This window comes from Paenibacillus sp. P46E (assembly GCF_001909095.1).
GTDB classification, from domain to species: Bacteria; Bacillota; Bacilli; order Paenibacillales; family Paenibacillaceae; genus Paenibacillus_AQ; species Paenibacillus_AQ helianthi.
The window spans coordinates 30383-47487 of record NZ_LVYZ01000028.1 but is presented as its reverse complement, the minus strand read 5'-3'; the positions used below and the strand labels follow the sequence as shown (position 1 = coordinate 47487).

Genomic DNA, 17105 nt, shown 5'->3' with positions numbered 1-17105 from the left:
ACCTCAACAATATCCCTGCAAAAAACTCTACAGAGTTCACTCTTATCATCCCAACTTTTTATCCGCTGATGCATAATCATAAACGTTATTCAGTACAAGCACCTGGTCACTGCCGAGGGGGGTATGGACCGTTACCGTCTGACCGGGTTCGGCCAAGAGCAGCCCTCTACCCATCGGGGACCAGAGTGAAATACAGTACTCATCCAGATCCGATTCACCGGGGATAACAATGCGATATGCATCCTTCAGCGTTTCCGGACCAATTTTTAGAGAAACCCAGGAGCCGATTAGTACTGCAGAGCGCCTAAGCTCATCACCCGTCCCAGTCAATATGCCCTGTACACGCTCTTGATACGTCTGAATCAATGCACGGATTTCCGCCCTGTCCGCAGGTGATTCCAATGCTACCCGATCCAGGATGCCAAAGGTATTCTCATCCAAATATACTAGCTGCCGCACCAGTTCCTCACGCAGTGAATCCGTAACCAGACTATGGCTCATAGTAGATTTCACCCGCTCTCTTCATCAGTTCTTGCTCAAAAATTTGTACTTGCCCTCTCATTTCCATCAATCCTTCCACATAGTAAAATAGATCCCTTGGTGGGGATCTATCTATTAGGATAACATCTTTTGTCAGAAAGACAATGCCCGGCTGGCCGCGATGCTCACCGCTCCGTTGGTCACTGGTCACTAACTCTGTTTCCGCCATACATTCATTTTACTTCCACTCTTGTAGCACTTGGCACTTGGCACTCGACACTCGGCACTCAGCTCTCAGCTCTCAGCTCTCAGCTCTCAGCTCTCAGCTCTCAGCTCTCAGTTCTCAGTTCTCAGTTCTCAGTTCTCGGCACTCGGCTCTCAGCTCTTGCCAGCTTCAGCCCGGCTATACATATTCAGCTCCTGCAGCCGGATGAGCACCTTGCCATAACGTCCTCCCTGCTTAATCAATACCTTGCCGTCTGGATAAGTCCGGTGTACATACTCGGTAACGATTCTCCGCACAGACTCATCCGCTGTATGCCCATGATGCTTCAGCATCTGCAGGGTCTCTTCAATCGCCTCTTCGCGTGGCAGCTCCATGCTCTTCATCTCCCGCGTGATCAGTGACTCGAACGAATAACCCTTCAAATAGAGCAAATGGGTTAAATAAGCCATATCCGAGCTTTTCGCATGCACTTCCTGTCCAGACAGCAAAGGAAGAACTTCATTCATAAGACTATGCTCCCTGCCCCCTGCATTGAGACTGATGTAGCAATACTTGCGCGCGCAGCTGAGCACACTCTCCACACTTTCCCAATCGGTAACCGCCGGAGACATGGATACAAACACGAGATCAAAGGCGCCTTTCCAGCCCCTTGCGGCAAGATCCACATTTTCGAACAAGTCACGTACCAGTTCCACCTGACCCTGAGGGAACCTGGCTGTATTCTCCATGAACAGCTCCCCTAATGGAACGTTCGGCTCTACTGCTGTGACTTGCGCCCCTCTATCGGCAAAAGGAACCGTGAACCCGCCTGAAGCCGCGCCTACATCCAATACGGACTGCCCTTCAAAGGATACTCCCTGTCCTTCCAGCCAGCCAATAATCCGCTCACTTCTGCGTCTTCCCCCTTCACTGAACACTTCTTCGTTAAATGTCTTCGCCTTGTGGTCAAAGGAGCGTGCCAGATCCGTCCCGGCCATCCTGAATTTATTGCCCATCGCTTCCGGGTCCTCTTTCCAGGCCTTCTCCCATACGCTGGTATTGAATAAATCGGTTGTCATATCAGCTCATTCCTCTCTAAATGCTCTTTTTTCACTTCACAGATTTAAAAGACTTACTATATCTATAATCATGCCGCAAAATAACGGCGGATGATTAGTCCACCGTTATTTTCACGGCAAGCTCGGACATTTTCTTATTCTGCAGATACCGCTCCATTTGCTGCTCTGCTTCGATCATCTCCTTTTGAATCGGACACGTACTGGAGTGATTAAGCGTGCAATCGAACAACGAAGCCGTGCCTTCAATCGCATGAATGATATCCAGAAAAGAAATCTCCTCCTGCTTGCGCTTCAGCCGGTATCCCCCGTTCGCGCCGGATGCGGACTCAATGAGATCCGCCTTCACCAGCTTAGTCAGGATCTTTGACAGATACGTAGGAGATACCCCCTGCCGCTCCGCGAGCTGCTGAACTCCTATAGGCTTATTCGGCGCGGCAGCCACCAGAAAGAGCATGGTGTGCAGCGCGTAATTGGTTGCCTTTGAATACTTCATCGTACCACCTCAATCAAAGACTTTATTAGTCTATAATAGCGCTTATATAAGTAAAAAGCAAACAAAGGATTTCCACAGCCTCCCGCTGCAGAAATCCCTGTACTCCCATAACATTATCCCCACTCGGCTAATTGCGGTTGTGGTTCCAGCTCCTTACAGCTGCGGCTCCACCGCATAAGTGAAACTATAGTCGCCCGAGCCCAGCTCTAGCTTCACTTTATCCCCAAGTTGTTCTGCCGAATGTACACCAGCCGCCAGCTCCAGCAATCCATCACTTTCCCGCACCTGGGCCAGCCCCGCATTTGGGAGATACAGCTCAGCGGTGGCGTTTGGCGGCACTGAAACAGAAACCTCCAGCCGATCCGCTGCTGTTCTCCATTCCGAGCGGATACGCCCGTACATCGTTTCAAGCTCGGCAGCGGCCCAGGTTAAGTCACCGCCCGGCTGCGGCTGAATCACAAATTTTTTGTAGCCGGGAAAATCTTCATCCAGCTCAATACCGGCGACATGGCGGTACAGAAAGTCCCCGATGGCCCCATACGCATAATGATTGAAGGAATTCATGTCCTTGCTCCAAAAGCTGCCGTCCTCCTTCATCCCGTCCCAGTGCTCCCATATGGTCGTCGCTCCCTTGGTCACCTGATACAGCCAGGAGGGATAATCCGTCTGCAGCAGCAGTTGATAAGCCACATCTGTGTGCCCCGCCTCACTCAACACAAGATTCAGATACGGCGTACCGACAAAACCTGTTGTGAGATGATAGTGGCTCTCCTCCAAGAGCTTCAGGAGTTTGCCAACGGTACGTTCTTTTGCCGTTCCTTCCACCAGCCCGAACATTAACGCGAGCACACAGGCCGTTTGTGTGGACACGGATAACCGTCCGGAGGGGGTGATGAATTCCCGGTTAAAGGCTGTCACAATACGGCTGTGCAGCTCTGAATATCGCTGGGCGTCGTCTGTTTTCCCGAGAACATGGGCTGTCTTCTGCATCAACTGAACGGAATACGCGTAGAACGCCGTTGCGATATAATCGGTATCCGTAGCACCGCTGTAGCTGTCCGGTTTGGCATCCAGGCCCAGCCAGTCGCCGAAATGAAAGCCCGTATTCCACAGAAATTCGTCACTCCCCTGCTGGCGGATATATTCTACCCAGCCCTGCATGCTCGGGTATTGCTGTTCCAGGATGCGCTTATCTCCGTAGCATTGGTATAGCGTCCAGGGACAGATGACCGCAGCATCCCCCCATGCCGCAGAGGAATGCTCATTTTCTCCCAGCACATTCGGGATCACGAACGGAACACCCCCATGGTCCAACTGGTCGGCTGCCAGATCCTTAAGCCATTTGGTGAAGAAAGGCGCTACATTCATCAGATATGCGGAAGTGCGGATGAACATTTGCGCATCTCCGGTCCAGCCGAGCCGTTCATCCCGCTGTGGGCAATCGGTCGGCACATCGACAAAGTTGCCCTTTTGACCCCACCGGATATTATGCTGCAGCTGGTTCAGCAGCGGATTGGAGCAGGTGAAGGAGCCGGTAGGTTCCATATCCGAATGAAGCACAATGCCTGTGAAATCCTGCAGAGCTACGTTCGCGCCAAATCCGAGCAGCTGCACATAACGAAATCCCTGGAAGGTAAAACGCGGCTCGTAGCTTTCCGGGCCTCCGCCTTTTGCAATGTACGTCACGGTCTGCTTGGCTCGTCTCAGGTTATCCGTATATACATTTCCTTCTTGATCCAGGACCTCAAAATGGAGCAGCTGTACCTGAGTTCCTCCAGGGGCCTCCAGGGTAAAATGCATCCAGCCGACCATGTTCTGCCCCATGTCGAGTACGGTTTCACCTGCTGGCGTCTTAAGTAGCTGAACTGGCTGGATCTCTTCAATTTTTCTTACCGGAACATTCTCCTGTGCGACCAAAATCTCCTTGGGATGGGTGACAAGTTCTACACGGGACCAGCCGCTGTCATCATAACCGGCTCTGCTGAATCCACTCCGCTCCAGACGGGCGTCATAGGTCTCACCGTGATACAGCTCCGACATTAGAATCGGACCGGCGGCAGCCGTCCAGTGTTCACCGGTGGTGATGATCTGTTCGTCCCCATCCGCAAAAGTCAGATGTATCTGCATCAGCAATGCCGGGCGGTCACCGTACAGATGCTTGCGGTTATCCCAGGCCAGGTTCCCTTTGTACCAGCCGTTCCCGAGCCAGGCACCCACCGCATTATCTCCCGCTTCTATCTGCCCCGTAATATCATAGGTCTGCACCTGCAGCCGGTGATTGTAGCTGGTCCAGCCCGGGGTCAGATAACCGTCGCCCACCCGTGAGCCGTTCAATTCCATTTCATACAGACCCAGGGCGGTCACGTACATTCTGGCCTGAAGCGGTGTACCATCGATGTGAAAAGTGTGGCGTACAAGCGGACATTGCTCCGCCTCTACATCAAGCAGAGAAAGCGGGGCGCTAATCCATCCAGCCTTCCATTCCTCCGCTTTCAGCAGCCCCATTTCCCAAAACGCAGCTTCCGACCATTCCGTATGCCGGTTCTCCCGGTCCCACACCTTCACGCGGTAATAATACCGTTGTCGTGAACGGAGTTCCGGTTCCACCAGCTCCACATGTGTACATTGATCCGAATACACTCTGCCGGAGGTCCATAGAAGACTGCCAAAATCCGGCTCAGCAGAAATCTGAATGTCATAGGACTGCTGCATCACGTTCCTCTCCTCCGATTGAAGCTGCCAGCTTATTCTTGGATGGCGCACATCAAGTCCGACCGGATTCTCCTTATACTCCACACGTAATTTTTGTACCTTTAACATCCATAGCCACCCCGTCTTTTCTTGGATTCACCTTGTGATTTCGAAGCGCTTTCTATTACAATTATAGAAATCAATTGACTTCGCAAGACCCGTGAAAAGGACGTTTCACCTGCGTAATAAGGACTTTTAGTTCCGTTAAGAAAGGGATGGACGGATGAATTCTGCAGAGCATATGCTTAAAGGCGAAGCTTTTTTTCAAAAGAATCTGCTGCTCTATGTTAACCGTGCTACGGAGACTTACCAGCTTCCGCTTCATTCCCATGATTTCATCGAGCTGGCCTTCGTTGCGGAAGGGAAGGGGTTTCATTATACAGAACAAGAGGTTCAGAAAGCCTGCAGAGGGCAGCTGTATTTCATTCCCGTTGGCGTGTCCCATGTTTTCCGGCCTTCGTCGCCCCATTCGCTTAAAGAACCGCTCGTCGTCTATAATTGTTTATTCACAACAGCGCTTCTGGATGACCTGGCTTCCGTGATCCCGGATGCACCAATTGCAGCGTACCTCGAACAGATCAAGAATCAGCAGGTGCCCGCATTCTCCATGACCGACCAAAATGGTTCCATCGAGAACCTCTTCCTCTCGCTGCACCGGGAGTACAATCTCCCGCAGACCGGTTCCGGCAGTTATCTGCTGACCCTGTTCATTCAGCTGGTTGTCACCCTGTACAGGTTACAGCATGATGAGCTGCACTTTCCGGTAACCAGACCGACGCAATTCCTGCAAATTCTCCACTATATCCAGCAGGAGTATGCCCAAGACCTTACCTTGTCCCATCTTGCCCGGACGTTTGACTGGAGCGAGCGGCATCTTCAGCGGCTGTTCAAAACACACACCGGCCAGACCTTCCATCATTTCCTGCAAAATGTCCGGATTCAAAAGAGCTGCGTTCTGCTGATCCAGCAGCTACACTCCCCCATTCCGCTCATTGCGGAGCAGGTCGGCTACCACGATACCAAAACGTTCAACCTGGTCTTCAAACGGATCATTGGCAAACCGCCCGGCGGGTACCGGCAGGAGGCGGCAAGCACCGGAGCGCAACCGCAGGCGATAGAAGCCGCCATTGACGCTAATCCCAGCGGTTGACAATAATAGCAGTGGCCTGCAGATATTATTAGCTTATAAGAATGGTTGCTGCTCTGAGATAACAAGGGAAGCTGCCGAGTGGAACAAACTCACCTTAAAGGGTGAATCCAGTAGCTCATTGCCGCAGGTAGGTAGCGTCAATGGTCCCAAGCAGAGGTATTTCTACCTCCCATTCTCTCCGCTAGCCCGTTTACGGCGAGATCAGAGGTACTTCTACCTCCCTTTCTCTCCGCTAGCCCGTTTACGGCGAGACCAGAGGTATTTCTACCTTCCATTCCCCCCGCTAACCCGTTTACGGCGAGATCAGAGGTACTTCTACCTCCCTTTCTCTCCGCTAGCCCGTTTACGGCGAGACCAGAGGTATTTCTACCTTCCATTCCCCCCGCTAGCCCGTTTACGGCGAGATCAGAGGTATTTCTACCTCCCATTCTTTCCGCTAGCCCGTTTACGGCGAGACGAGAGGTATTTCTACCTCTTATGCCCGTTTAGTTCATTTCGTTTCCTCCGGTCTATTTCTTCACGTATATCCCTCTCACTTTTCAATCGGAGTGATCCACCGTTTTTTTCACAGTAGAATTCCCTATACAATAAAAAAGCCGCCCTGTGTCCTCGTAAAGAACTGACAGGGCGGCATCTTTTTGAGATATTATGTCCTATTTCTGCAACTCCGCATCCTTTTGCTTCAGCAGGTCGCCATATTCCGCTTTATACTCCTCCAGCTTGTCCTTCAGCTCAGTATTGGACGGATCCAGTTTCAGCTTGCTGCTGGTGGACAGTATGTCATCGACTACATTATCGATTTGGCTGTCAATCGCCTTGATTTTGCTTTTGGTCACTGCTGTTTCAGAATCTGGTGTCATCGTGGGCAGGGGTCCGATAGTGATGCTCTCGGCTTTAGCCAGCGAAGGAGAGGATACACTCTGTCTCTCGTCCAGACTTATAGTCTTGCCGGACAAGGAGACCTTATAGCCTGCCAGCTCTCCGATAGCCCGAACTGGTGCATAGCTTTTTCCATCAATAACAATGGCCTTGTCGGCCAGCTTCTTGCCGTATACGTTTACGGTGTATTCTGCTTGAATGGTCTTGCCTACTAGACTTGTAGAGGCTCCAATCGCTTGAGTACTAATCATCAGTACCGCACCGGCAAGAAAGCCGGCAGCAAGCTTTTTCATAAGAAGTTCACTCCCCGTAAAATATTATACTTGCTAGTTTACCATTTTACGGCGGGTGATTACGAGCTTGCAGCCCGTACCGTTCTACATTTTTATATCGAATTTCAGGGAAATCAATCAAATAAATATGGTATAGTCATATCAAAGTTAAGGCTAATATATCAAAATGGAGTGTGAATGTATGATGAACGATCAGAAACTCTATTACGGAAAAAATATTACGGTTATGTTTCAGCCTGAGAAATGCATTCATTCCGGTGTTTGTGTCAAAGGTTTCCCTGCCGTATTTAATTTAAACAAACGCCCCTGGGTAGACCCCGATGCCGCTGCCGCTGAAGCCATCGGCCGGCATATTGACCAATGCCCGAGCGGTGCGCTGAAATACGAGCTTCTTGAGGAAGAAAAATAATATATAGTAGAGGCCCGAAATCAAGCAACCTGATGCTTTTTATATGCCCGATAAGTAAAAGGCAGCAGCAGTGCTATACCGATGATTGCACAGCCTGGCAGCACCTTATACTCCGGAATCAACTGTCCAAACATATGGAATACTTCGTAATCGGTTATTTTTCTGGAACTGTCAAACATATTGCTTGGAAGCAGAGCCAGCAGATGGTTAAACAGGCGGCTGGTTTGGCTTGCCGGAATAGCCATCGGGACGAAAAGTAAAATTCCGATGGCTATGATAACGGGAAAAGGACTGCGCATACGGCTGGATAGCCACAGCGTTACCACTCCTACAAGAAGACAGGCCAGACTGCCAATGAGGACTGCCCATAAATAGGTTTGAAAAACGGTATAGGGAACCGGTGCCATAAATCGAATCATCTGCACACTGGCATTTCCGCCATCAAATCCGCATATCCCGAGCAGCAGAAGAGTGTAGGTGGTCAGCCCCAAGATAAGCAGTCCCACAGACACGATTAGGCTCGCTTTTATTTTCGCGGATATGACCTTGCTTCTCCCATAGCGGGAAGATCGGAGGATAGCGTCAGCTCCGCTCTGATATTCACCGGCAAAGACGGGGGCCAGACAAACTGCGATGACAAAAGCAGTGAATAAAAAAATAAACTGCAGATTCTCAAACACATTTGCCCAGCCTGTAACATAATCCATTTGAAAGGGAACGGGGATCCTCTCATTCATCTTGATAAAGTAGTCTTTCGCTTCCGCCGAATAATTGCCATACGCATACTCTGCATTCAAATATTCGTGCACCCTCTCCAGCCGTTTCTGATAAAATGCTGTTGCATCACTTGGTTTTAATTTATCGATAAAATAATCGTAATCATTCACCGGTGAAAAAGCATAGTTCATCAATGAATACATCTGTTCATACTTAACATCAAACTTCGCGTAAGCTTCAACCGTCATCTCCCCTTTCTCATCCAGATTCTTGGGGTCATGAAGCAGATTCTGATGCCGTCTTATTGTATTTTTCAGTTTTTCCGAAGTTAACGGACCGGCAAGCTGCCGGTTGTACGCTCTTTCCAACTGAATGGCGGGTATCCCATGTAAGAAATTGCCGTCCTTGCCTGTGATCTGCGCATTTGCAACCAGAACAGTTGACATCAATATGGCCATGGTTACTATTATTGCTACCCCTGCATAAAATGACTTCTTTCGCATAATCTTCCGCAACTCGAACCGGGTTAAAGTATCCATCGATTCCCCCTATTTCCCTTCACCAGCTATTGCAGCCTGTTCATCTTGAAAATGGTACAGATAAAAATCCTCCAGCGTCGGCACAACTGATGTTGTTGATCGATCTGCCGGTTTCACCTTGGACACAATGCGCAGCTCCACCTGATCCCCTTCGTGCCGCAGATTACTGATACAATAGCGGCCATTCCACTCCTCAACCTCCCGCGAAGAAATATGGCATGTCCAAACCAAGCCTTCCATCGCAGCCGTTAGCTGTTCCACCGTACCTGTCATCAATAGGGCGCCTTGCTTCATCACCAGAATCTGGTCGGCTATGTATTCTACATCCGCTACAATATGAGTCGATAGGATGATAATTTTATCCTTGGCAAGATCAGCGATGAGATTGCGAAAGCGCACCCGCTCCTTGGGATCGAGACCCGCCGTTGGCTCGTCCAACACCAGCACGCTGGGATCATTTAACATCGCTTGGGCAATACCAAGGCGCTGTTTCATCCCCCCGGAAAAGGTGCGGATTTTGCTTCGTGCTACCTCCGACAGGGCTACCCTCTGCAAAAGCTCCCTGGCTTTTCCTTTTGCCGCGTGCAGGCTCAAGCCTTTCAATGACCCCACATACCAGAGAAATTCCTCTGCGCTGAAATCCGGATAGTAACCGAAATCCTGGGGCAAATAGCCCAACATATCGCGATACCGTTCCCCCATATGGCTGATTTCCTCACCATTCATATGAATCGTTCCCGAAGACGGGTTCAGAATGCCACAGATCATCCGCATCAGTGTTGTTTTCCCCGCACCGTTAGATCCCAGCAGACCGTATACACCGTGGTTGAACCGGATTGAGATTCCTTTCACTGCTTTTTTAGCAGAAAATTGTTTATGCACCTGGTTCAAAGTCAGTTCCAGCATCCCGTGCTCCTCCTTGTAATTCCCATATCTTCGGCAGGCTTTCTCCGAATATCACATCTGTATACTTGAAGCGGTCTCATGACTACAGCAAGTCTTTCGTAAGCCATTTACCTGCCGGACTACACCTAGGGTAGTCAGTAGCAGCAATACTAACCATTTCACTTTAGCCGATGATTCAAACAACCCGAGAGAAGGATTACATGTCAAAAACATCTGTCCGGTCACCACCAGACCGCAATATAAAAGACAATAATATCCGCAGTTCCGGGTACGGACCCGATTCAGCAACCACAGGCAGCCAAAACACGTCAGATTGAAGGGCACCAGCAGATACAATACCAGATCCAGGATTCCCGTCTCTGTCCACGCACTTAATAAGCCCCCCAGCAGTGTTAATCCAATCAGATCCGCCATTCCCAGCAGACTCATCCGAACAAGTGTCAGCTTTTCAAGACGATGATATGTACTGAGTTCAATCTCCTGCATATTGAAGCTTATTGATTGGGTCATAGTCTGTATGCCCGCTATTACTAGTAATGGAGCAGCTATAGAAGTCAACATGATAAGTTGAATATTTCCATTTCGCTCTTGAACAGAGTTATACAGAAGGAGCGCCATTCCCAGAACAATCAGTAATTGTACCACCCACACTTTCCATCTCATGAAGCGAAGCTGGACCTTATAAAATTCTCCTATACTTGTTTTCCGCTTCGCTTGTGCTTGGCTTAGCTCTCCTGTTGCCCCCTTGATGGTCTCCTCCAGCAGTATCTGGTCAATGGGGAAAGAGGGGTAGTTCCTTAGGGTTGCGATGATAGTCCGCTGCTTCTTGTTCAACTGAATCCCTCCTCTCCAAGTGGCGTCTTAGCAGAATCAGCCCGCGCTTCACCCGATACTGCACCATGCATACATTAACTCCCGTGATCCGCGCAATATCGCGAAAGGTCAAATCCAGACAAAACCGCATGAATATCAGCTCCCGCTGCTCTTCAGGAAGGCTTTGAAGCAGTTCATCTACGAGTGCCTGCCGTTCAACCTGTTCCTCAACAGATCCGCCCTGCCATATAACTCCTCTGTCAGCTGCCTCCTCTGTTTCCATCCTGGGTAACTGCGACCATTTCCGGAGGTGGTCATTGCACAAGTGACGGGCGATCGTGTACAAGTATGCACGGCATTTCCCGGTATTCGTATAACCTTCTATGTTCCTGCAAAAACGGTAGAAGGTTTCCTGAGTCAGATCCTTAGACTCTTCTTCACTCCGGACCCGGTAGTAGCAATACTTCTGGATTCCGGCGTAATACCGCTCAATCAGAGGTGTGAGATACCCGGCATCCCCCTCCTGGATCCGACGAATCCATTCCGCCTCATCCAACTTCGTCTCCCCCCTCTCTATATCTATATAACTGTATTGGGCTGAAAAAAAGTGAAGTCAACTTGTGATTTTTTTGTGAAATTGTTATTAATAGGTGGTTCTAAAAGGGAACGAGTGATCAGTAGTTAAGGAGTTAGCCTCATATGTATAATAAACTTGACACCATGAATGGTTTATAATACATTATGTACATCAAACTTAGCTTGTTAACAAAATATAGTATAGGTGGTGTAGCGTATGACGTATCAAGAAAAGAAGAGCATTGTATCTCTGATCACGGCAATACTTATTTTTGGATCTTATTGTGCTTACATGTTTCCAAAGGCACCCGGGGGGGCTGACTCAACGGAAAGCTTTCATTATTGGGGTTCTTTCGTGATCATTTTGACTTTAGTTTCAATCGCAGCACATATCCTGATCAGCATTATTTTTAATATTGCCTTTAGAATAACGACCGGCGAAAAGGAACCGGCATTTGCAGATGAACTGGATAAACTCATTAACTTGAAGGCTACACGGAATTCTTTCTTTGTGTTTGTCCTTGGCTTTCTTGCTGCAATGGGGGCGCTGGTCAACGATCAGTCATCACAGGTGATGTTCGTGATCCTGATCGCCGGCGGATTCATTTCCGATGTAACCGGCTCTGTCACGAAGCTTTATCATTACCGGAGAGGTGTCTAGGATGGGTAAGAATCTTATTGGCAATCACATCCGAAGATTACGGTTCGACCACGATGAAATGACACAGCAGCAATTGGCTGACAAGGTGGGCGTAACGCGGCAGACCATCGTAGCTCTGGAAAAGGGTAATTACTCGCCATCCCTGGAACTGGCCTTCCGTATTGCCCTCGCCTTCAACTTATCTCTGGAAGAGGTATTTTTTTACGGAGATGGCACGAAGGAATAATGAATGAGGAGATGACAGAATGAATTCAAACCAAACAGCAGCGAAAATAACGGGTGTCTTGTTTATTCTAGCGGCGGTTTCATCGATAGCTGGTCTTCTTTTATACGATCCGATCCTGAACGGCCCCGATTATTTATTGAAAGGTTCTGAACATGCCAACCAGGTGATACTGGGGGCAGTTATGGAGTTGATTCTTGTCGTCTCAGCTGTCGGCACTTCGATTACCATGTTCCCGTTTTTGAGAAAATACAATGAGACCTTAGCCCTTGGACATCTATGCTTCCGGTTTCTTGAGGCTGTTATCATCACAGTAGGTATCATCAGTGTATTGTCCTTATTGACCTTAAGCCGGGAATTCACAACTTCTGCTGCTGTGGATATATCTTCTTTTGAAGCTTCAGGTACACTATTAAAAGCAATCCATGACTGGACGTTTATGCTGGGTCCCAATGTCATGCTGGGTATCAATACGCTGTTATACAGCTACATTTTTTATCAAACCAAACTGGTACCCAGGTTCATATCGATCCTAGGCATTACCGGTTCCATACTGGTGTTAAGTGCAGGCATCTTAGAAATGTTCGGAGTTTTTCCTCAACTCTCTGTGTGGGGGGCCGTCTTGTCTTTGCCAGTAGCCGCCAATGAAATGATCCTTGCTGTCTGGCTTATTGTAAAAGGCTTCAACTTATCCCGGCATAGATAGACCGTCCTGGGCTGTTGCAAAACAATCAAAATGAATTAAATATCAATCTAAATATATTGTAAAACGATAAATAATGTGCTAAGTTTGATTTAACATTAATTAAATGAGGTGCATTTTATGGAACGAGGAACAACACTCTTTTTAAAGGTAGCTGTTATTGTAATTGGGCTCCCGGTTCTTGCTTTGTGTATTTTTGCGGTGCCTGAGATTGGGAATTTTGCAGCAGAGTTGTATCCGGATATGACCTCTATTAAATATCTGGTACTCATCGATTTGTATGCATCGGTAATCCCCTTTTACTTGGCACTGTATCAAGCTTTTAAACTATTAGGCTATATTGACAAGAACAAAGCATTTTCTGAATTGTCTGTACGGGTCTTAAAGAATATAAAATACTGTGCAATCACATTCAGTGCCTTGTATGTGGCAGGCTTGCCTCTCTTCTATCTCATGGCAGATATGGATGATGCCCCGGGGATCATAGTCATCGCATTGCTCATGATTTTCGCTTCCATGGTGATTGCCGTTTTTGCTGCTGTTCTCCAAAAGCTATTAAAAGAGGCCATTGATCTAAAAATAGAAAATGACTTAACAGTCTGAGGTGAATTCCATGGCGATTATAATTAATATTGATGTAATGCTGGCTAAACGGAAAATGAGTGTAACCGAACTTTCGGAGAGAGTGGGGATCACAATGGCTAACCTTTCCATATTGAAAAATGGAAAGGCCAAAGCGGTTCGATTATCCACTTTAGAGGCGATCTGCAAGGCTTTGGAATGTCAGCCTGGGGATATTCTGGAATACAAAGGTGAAGAAGACATTTAGGGGCAACAGGTTCAATACAAAAGCGGCAGCCAAGGACATCATTTTCGCGTCCCTGGCTGCCGATGTTTTTTTTATTGCCGTCAGTCCACTTATTCCACTTTCAGTGACACAGCACTTTTGGATGGCATGCTGAGGGTTAGCTGCTCACCGCCCGGCAATTTTACAGCTACGAGCTCTTCTTCTTCGCCTTCATTAAATAGCACCGCCCCAATCGATCCGTCCAGGTTGCGGAAAGCAACAGAACGGATGCACTCAAGACTTGACTCGGAATCCATCCGCAGGGCCTTGGGCCGGATCACTGTGCTGAAATGAGCCAGTGCATAGTAGTCGAGCGTATAGCTTAATTCACGGGACTGCTGGTCGATCCGGACGATACCGCGGCAGGTACTTGTGCCGAAGCCCGGCACTGTCGGACCGTTATGTTCATCTAGTGCCATATTCCACAGGACGAACGACTTGCTGTGATTTCTAAGGATCTCAATCCCTGTTCGGATCACATTCGAGAAGGCCTGTTCAAAAGGCGGAATCCATTCGCCGCCTGAGCCCTCAGTGAAGTGCACCTCTTTACCTTCAAAAGCATGCTTCACCTGTGTCTGCGCCGAGGGTTCACCACCATACCAGTGCCAGGCAACCCCGTCCACCTCTTCCCCGGCAGCTTCCAGCACGGACACCGGATAATCCGGGCGGTCCCAGTTGTGGTCATAACAGAGAATTTTACTGTGGATGTTATGCCTCCGAAATGCAGGCTTCAAGTAATCGCGTACAAAAGATGCCTGCGCCTCCGGCAGCATAAGCATGCTCGGATAATGCTGCGGTTCAAACAGCGGTTCATTCTGCGGAGTGACAGCATATATAGGCAGCCCGTGCTCTTTGTAAGCCTGAATGTACCTTACAAAATAGTCAGCGTACACACCGTAATATTCCGGCTTCAGTTCTCCGGTGATCATCGACCCGCTGGTCTTCATCCAGCCTGGAGCGCTCCAGGGCGAAGCCATCAGCTTGACCTCCGGATTCAGTACCAGCGCCTGTTGCAGAAGCGGGATGATATCCTCTTCATCATGGGTGATGGAGAACCGTTTCTGCTCCATATCGGTTTCCCCTTCAGTCAGATCATTATAGCTGTAGACCGTTCTGGCATAATCCGAGGCGCCCATTGGATTTCGCAGGACCGATAATCCAATCCCCGCTGCCGGATCAAACAGCTTCACCATCAGCTCAGTTCTCTGCTCCGGGCTAAGGACCTGGTTGATCAGATATGCCGCCGAATCGGTAAAAGAAGCCCCGAAGCCGTCCATCTCCTGATAGGTTTGACTCTCGTCAAGGGTAACGGTGACGGTCGCTTGCTCCGCAGCTGCTGCTTCCAGCGGCTCTGGCGGCTGTTCTATGAATAACCCGTCTTCGCCTGTGGACTTGTAAATGACTAGTTTCTGCAATGTGGTTTCCCTCCGGGTGGCTGTTTTATATAAACCGAAATTAAGATCTTCCATTCTTTGATGTTCCTCGTGACAAGATTCCAATCAATAAAAACGTTTTTATTTTTGGTAAGAAACGGCTTCGCTACCCAGAAAAATGAGGCGGTATCCGTTTTAATGAGTCTTGCACCTCACTTTGGGTCATTCCGGTCTAACTTCAGATGACTTGAGCCTCTGACGATAATCTCGCCTTTCAGCTTCTGGGCGTTGCCCTGTTCTTTCTTCTCTATCATGCGGACCAGGTGGTCGATTGCTAATATTCCCTGCCTGGCGATTTGATTCCGCACTGTAGTTAACGGGGGGGAATAGTACTGGGCGATATCAATATCGTCAAAGCCCACTACACTAATGTCGAGCGGAACCTCGTATCCATGGGTTTTGAGCGCCTGGATACAGCCGATTGCACTGAGGTCATTGCCCGCCAGAAAAGCATCAGGCAGCTTCTCGGGAAACGCCCGGATGAAAGATTTCACCGCATTAAAGGTGCTCTCTTCCTCGAAATAGCCCTGCAAAATATAATCCTCACTCACCGGCAGACTGTACTGGCGCAATGCTGCCAGGTACCCTTCTCTGCGCTGCACGCTGTCAATCATCGTATCCACGCCGGAAATATAGGCAATTTTTTTGTGGCCCAGTCCGATTAAATATTGGGTTGCTTCATACCCCGCCTCAAAGGAATCAAAAATGATGCTGCCCATGTTCTCATTCTCCAACACCCGGTCCAGAAACACCGCTTTGATCTTCTCCTTGTTCATCGCATGAATGTCTTTATCGTCAATTCCCAGCTCTTCATAAATAATGACGCCATCCACACGCCTGCCGAGGATATTACTCATCACGACCTGCTTATCTTTGGTAACAAATACGTTCAGCCCGTAGCCCAGCCGGTCACATTGCCTGGACATGGACTCCACAAGCTTATAGAAATAGGGGCCAGCCACGCTGGTTGTAAAAAAGCCCAGCATCATGGTTTTTCCCGACTTCAGTTGCTTGCCGTTCAGGTTAGGGACATAATTCAGCCGCTGCGCCACCTTAAGCACATGCGATTTGGTCTCCGGATTCAGGACATCCACATTATTTAATGCATTTGATACCGTTGAGATTGAGACTCCTGCCTCCCTGGCGACGTCTCTGATTGTTATTTTTCCCATTATCCATTTTCCTTCGCTATAAAAACGTTTTTATTGATAATAAAATAACATAAAACCGCTTCTCAGTACACTAGTTTTTCTTGGTTTATCGGAATTGAATAAAAGTAAGAATAAGCCCTGAAATATATGGGGTCTGGTCGTAACTGCGGGGAATGTTTGGACTTCCGGCCGCTACTACTACCCTATTTATTTAGTTTTTCTACTTCATTGATCCAGTTCCTCGTCGGGTTTACCCGCCAACAGTTCCTTTGCCTCTTCCGCCCAGTCCAAATAAGCCTTGTAGACATGCTCTCCGAACAGGACGGTCAGGTAGAAATACAAATGGTCCTTTTCGGTATGGAGAACGCGCTCCAGATTCCCTTTGAACATCTGAATCTGCTGAAGACTGTGTGTATGCCGTTCTTTGAAATCTTCAATCCGCGCAAGATTGCTCTCGTCCGGAACCAGGCTTCCGAAAAAGAGCTTGAGCAGGATCTCATATTTTGTATACTCCTTCTGCTCGGGAAGCATGACCCACTCCTTCAGAAGCTCCCGCCCTTTGTCCGTGATGGAATAGATGTTTTTCTCCGGGCCTTTGGAGCCGGCGCCCTTATGTTTAAGCACCAGCTCTTCGGTTACCAGCTTCGCCAGGGTCGGATATATCTGCCCATAGCCTACTTCCCAGAAGCCGCTGATCATCACATCTATCTTTTTCTTAATATCGTATCCGCTAAGATCCTCATGGTTCAGCAGGCCCAATATGATATAGACCGTAGTATTTTCCTTGGGCATGATCT

Annotated in this window: 19 protein-coding genes; 7 read left to right on the top strand and 12 right to left on the bottom strand. The window is 48.6% G+C overall.

Annotated elements, in window-relative coordinates:
- Positions 1–45: 45 nt before the first annotated feature.
- From A3849_RS06715 to A3849_RS06690, 4 genes are all read right to left on the bottom strand, one after another.
- Entirely contained in the window at positions 46–501 is a 456-nt protein-coding gene (locus A3849_RS06715; protein WP_074110707.1) for a GreA/GreB family elongation factor, read from the bottom strand.
- A gap of 357 nt (positions 502–858) precedes the next feature.
- Entirely contained in the window at positions 859–1764 is a 906-nt protein-coding gene (locus tag A3849_RS06700; RefSeq protein ID WP_074110704.1) for a class I SAM-dependent methyltransferase, read from the bottom strand.
- A 94-nt stretch (positions 1765–1858) separates the two neighbouring features.
- Positions 1859–2257 (bottom strand): RrF2 family transcriptional regulator, encoded by a 399-nt coding sequence (locus tag A3849_RS06695; protein ID WP_074110703.1) that lies wholly within the window; start codon positions 2255–2257, stop codon positions 1859–1861.
- A gap of 153 nt (positions 2258–2410) precedes the next feature.
- Complete coding sequence (locus A3849_RS06690; RefSeq protein ID WP_074110702.1) at positions 2411–5077, bottom strand: glycoside hydrolase family 78 protein; 2667 nt, start codon at positions 5075–5077, stop codon at positions 2411–2413.
- Positions 5078–5231: 154 nt separating this feature from the next.
- Here A3849_RS06690 and A3849_RS06685 point away from each other — a divergent pair, with 154 nt between their 5' ends.
- Positions 5232–6158, top strand: coding sequence for an AraC family transcriptional regulator (locus tag A3849_RS06685; protein WP_074110701.1), 927 nt, complete (start codon positions 5232–5234; stop codon positions 6156–6158).
- Positions 6159–6811: 653 nt separating this feature from the next.
- Here A3849_RS06685 and A3849_RS06675 read toward each other — a convergent pair.
- Positions 6812–7330: a stalk domain-containing protein gene (locus tag A3849_RS06675; protein WP_074110699.1), complete on the bottom strand. Its 519-nt coding sequence runs from the start codon at positions 7328–7330 to the stop codon at positions 6812–6814.
- A 181-nt stretch (positions 7331–7511) separates the two neighbouring features.
- Between A3849_RS06675 and A3849_RS06670 the strand changes: the two genes are divergently transcribed.
- Positions 7512–7739 (top strand): (4Fe-4S)-binding protein, encoded by a 228-nt coding sequence (locus tag A3849_RS06670; protein WP_256700677.1) that lies wholly within the window; start codon positions 7512–7514, stop codon positions 7737–7739.
- Positions 7740–7759: 20 nt separating this feature from the next.
- Here A3849_RS06670 and A3849_RS06665 read toward each other — a convergent pair whose 3' ends face one another.
- The 4 genes from A3849_RS06665 to A3849_RS06650 are packed head-to-tail and all read right to left on the bottom strand — an operon-like array spanning position 7760 to position 11270.
- On the bottom strand, positions 7760–8995 hold the full coding sequence (locus A3849_RS06665; RefSeq protein WP_074110698.1) for an ABC transporter permease subunit: 1236 nt from the start codon (positions 8993–8995) through the stop codon (positions 7760–7762).
- Positions 8996–9004: 9 nt separating this feature from the next.
- Positions 9005–9901: an ABC transporter ATP-binding protein gene (locus A3849_RS06660; protein ID WP_256700676.1), complete on the bottom strand. Its 897-nt coding sequence runs from the start codon at positions 9899–9901 to the stop codon at positions 9005–9007.
- A gap of 51 nt (positions 9902–9952) precedes the next feature.
- Positions 9953–10735 (bottom strand): hypothetical protein, encoded by a 783-nt coding sequence (locus tag A3849_RS06655; protein WP_074110697.1) that lies wholly within the window; start codon positions 10733–10735, stop codon positions 9953–9955.
- On the bottom strand, positions 10674–11270 hold the full coding sequence (locus tag A3849_RS06650; protein ID WP_074110696.1) for an RNA polymerase sigma factor: 597 nt from the start codon (positions 11268–11270) through the stop codon (positions 10674–10676). Before A3849_RS06650 ends, A3849_RS06655 begins: the two co-directional genes overlap by 62 nt.
- Positions 11271–11507: 237 nt before the next feature.
- Between A3849_RS06650 and A3849_RS06645 the strand changes: the two genes are divergently transcribed.
- The 5 genes from A3849_RS06645 (at position 11508) to A3849_RS06625 (ending at position 13706) form a co-directional block, all read left to right on the top strand.
- Positions 11508–11951, top strand: coding sequence for a hypothetical protein (locus tag A3849_RS06645; protein ID WP_074110695.1), 444 nt, complete (start codon positions 11508–11510; stop codon positions 11949–11951).
- Between the two features lies 1 nt (position 11952).
- A complete protein-coding gene (locus A3849_RS06640; RefSeq protein ID WP_074110694.1) occupies positions 11953–12177 on the top strand; it encodes a helix-turn-helix transcriptional regulator in 225 nt (74 codons plus the stop codon).
- A 19-nt stretch (positions 12178–12196) separates the two neighbouring features.
- On the top strand, positions 12197–12880 hold the full coding sequence (locus A3849_RS06635; RefSeq protein WP_074110693.1) for a DUF4386 domain-containing protein: 684 nt from the start codon (positions 12197–12199) through the stop codon (positions 12878–12880).
- Between the two features lie 117 nt (positions 12881–12997).
- The gene (locus tag A3849_RS06630; RefSeq protein ID WP_074110692.1) at positions 12998–13480 is read left to right on the top strand and encodes a DUF2975 domain-containing protein; all 483 of its coding nucleotides are present in this window, start codon (positions 12998–13000) and stop codon (positions 13478–13480) included.
- Between the two features lie 10 nt (positions 13481–13490).
- Positions 13491–13706 (top strand): helix-turn-helix domain-containing protein, encoded by a 216-nt coding sequence (locus A3849_RS06625; protein WP_074110691.1) that lies wholly within the window; start codon positions 13491–13493, stop codon positions 13704–13706.
- 89 nt (positions 13707–13795) lie between these two features.
- On the opposite strand, the gene A3849_RS06620 is transcribed toward A3849_RS06625, so the two are convergent.
- The 3 genes from A3849_RS06620 to A3849_RS06610 form a co-directional block, all read right to left on the bottom strand.
- Positions 13796–15139 carry a glycoside hydrolase family 30 protein gene (locus A3849_RS06620; protein WP_074110780.1) on the bottom strand — a complete coding sequence of 448 codons (1344 nt, stop codon included), beginning with the start codon at positions 15137–15139 and terminating at the stop codon, positions 13796–13798.
- 170 nt (positions 15140–15309) lie between these two features.
- Positions 15310–16329, bottom strand: a complete 1020-nt coding sequence (locus tag A3849_RS06615) for a LacI family DNA-binding transcriptional regulator (protein WP_074110690.1) — start codon at positions 16327–16329, stop codon at positions 15310–15312.
- 204 nt (positions 16330–16533) lie between these two features.
- Positions 16534–17100 carry a PadR family transcriptional regulator gene (locus A3849_RS06610; RefSeq protein WP_074110689.1) on the bottom strand — a complete coding sequence of 189 codons (567 nt, stop codon included), beginning with the start codon at positions 17098–17100 and terminating at the stop codon, positions 16534–16536.
- Positions 17101–17105 lie beyond the last annotated feature (5 nt).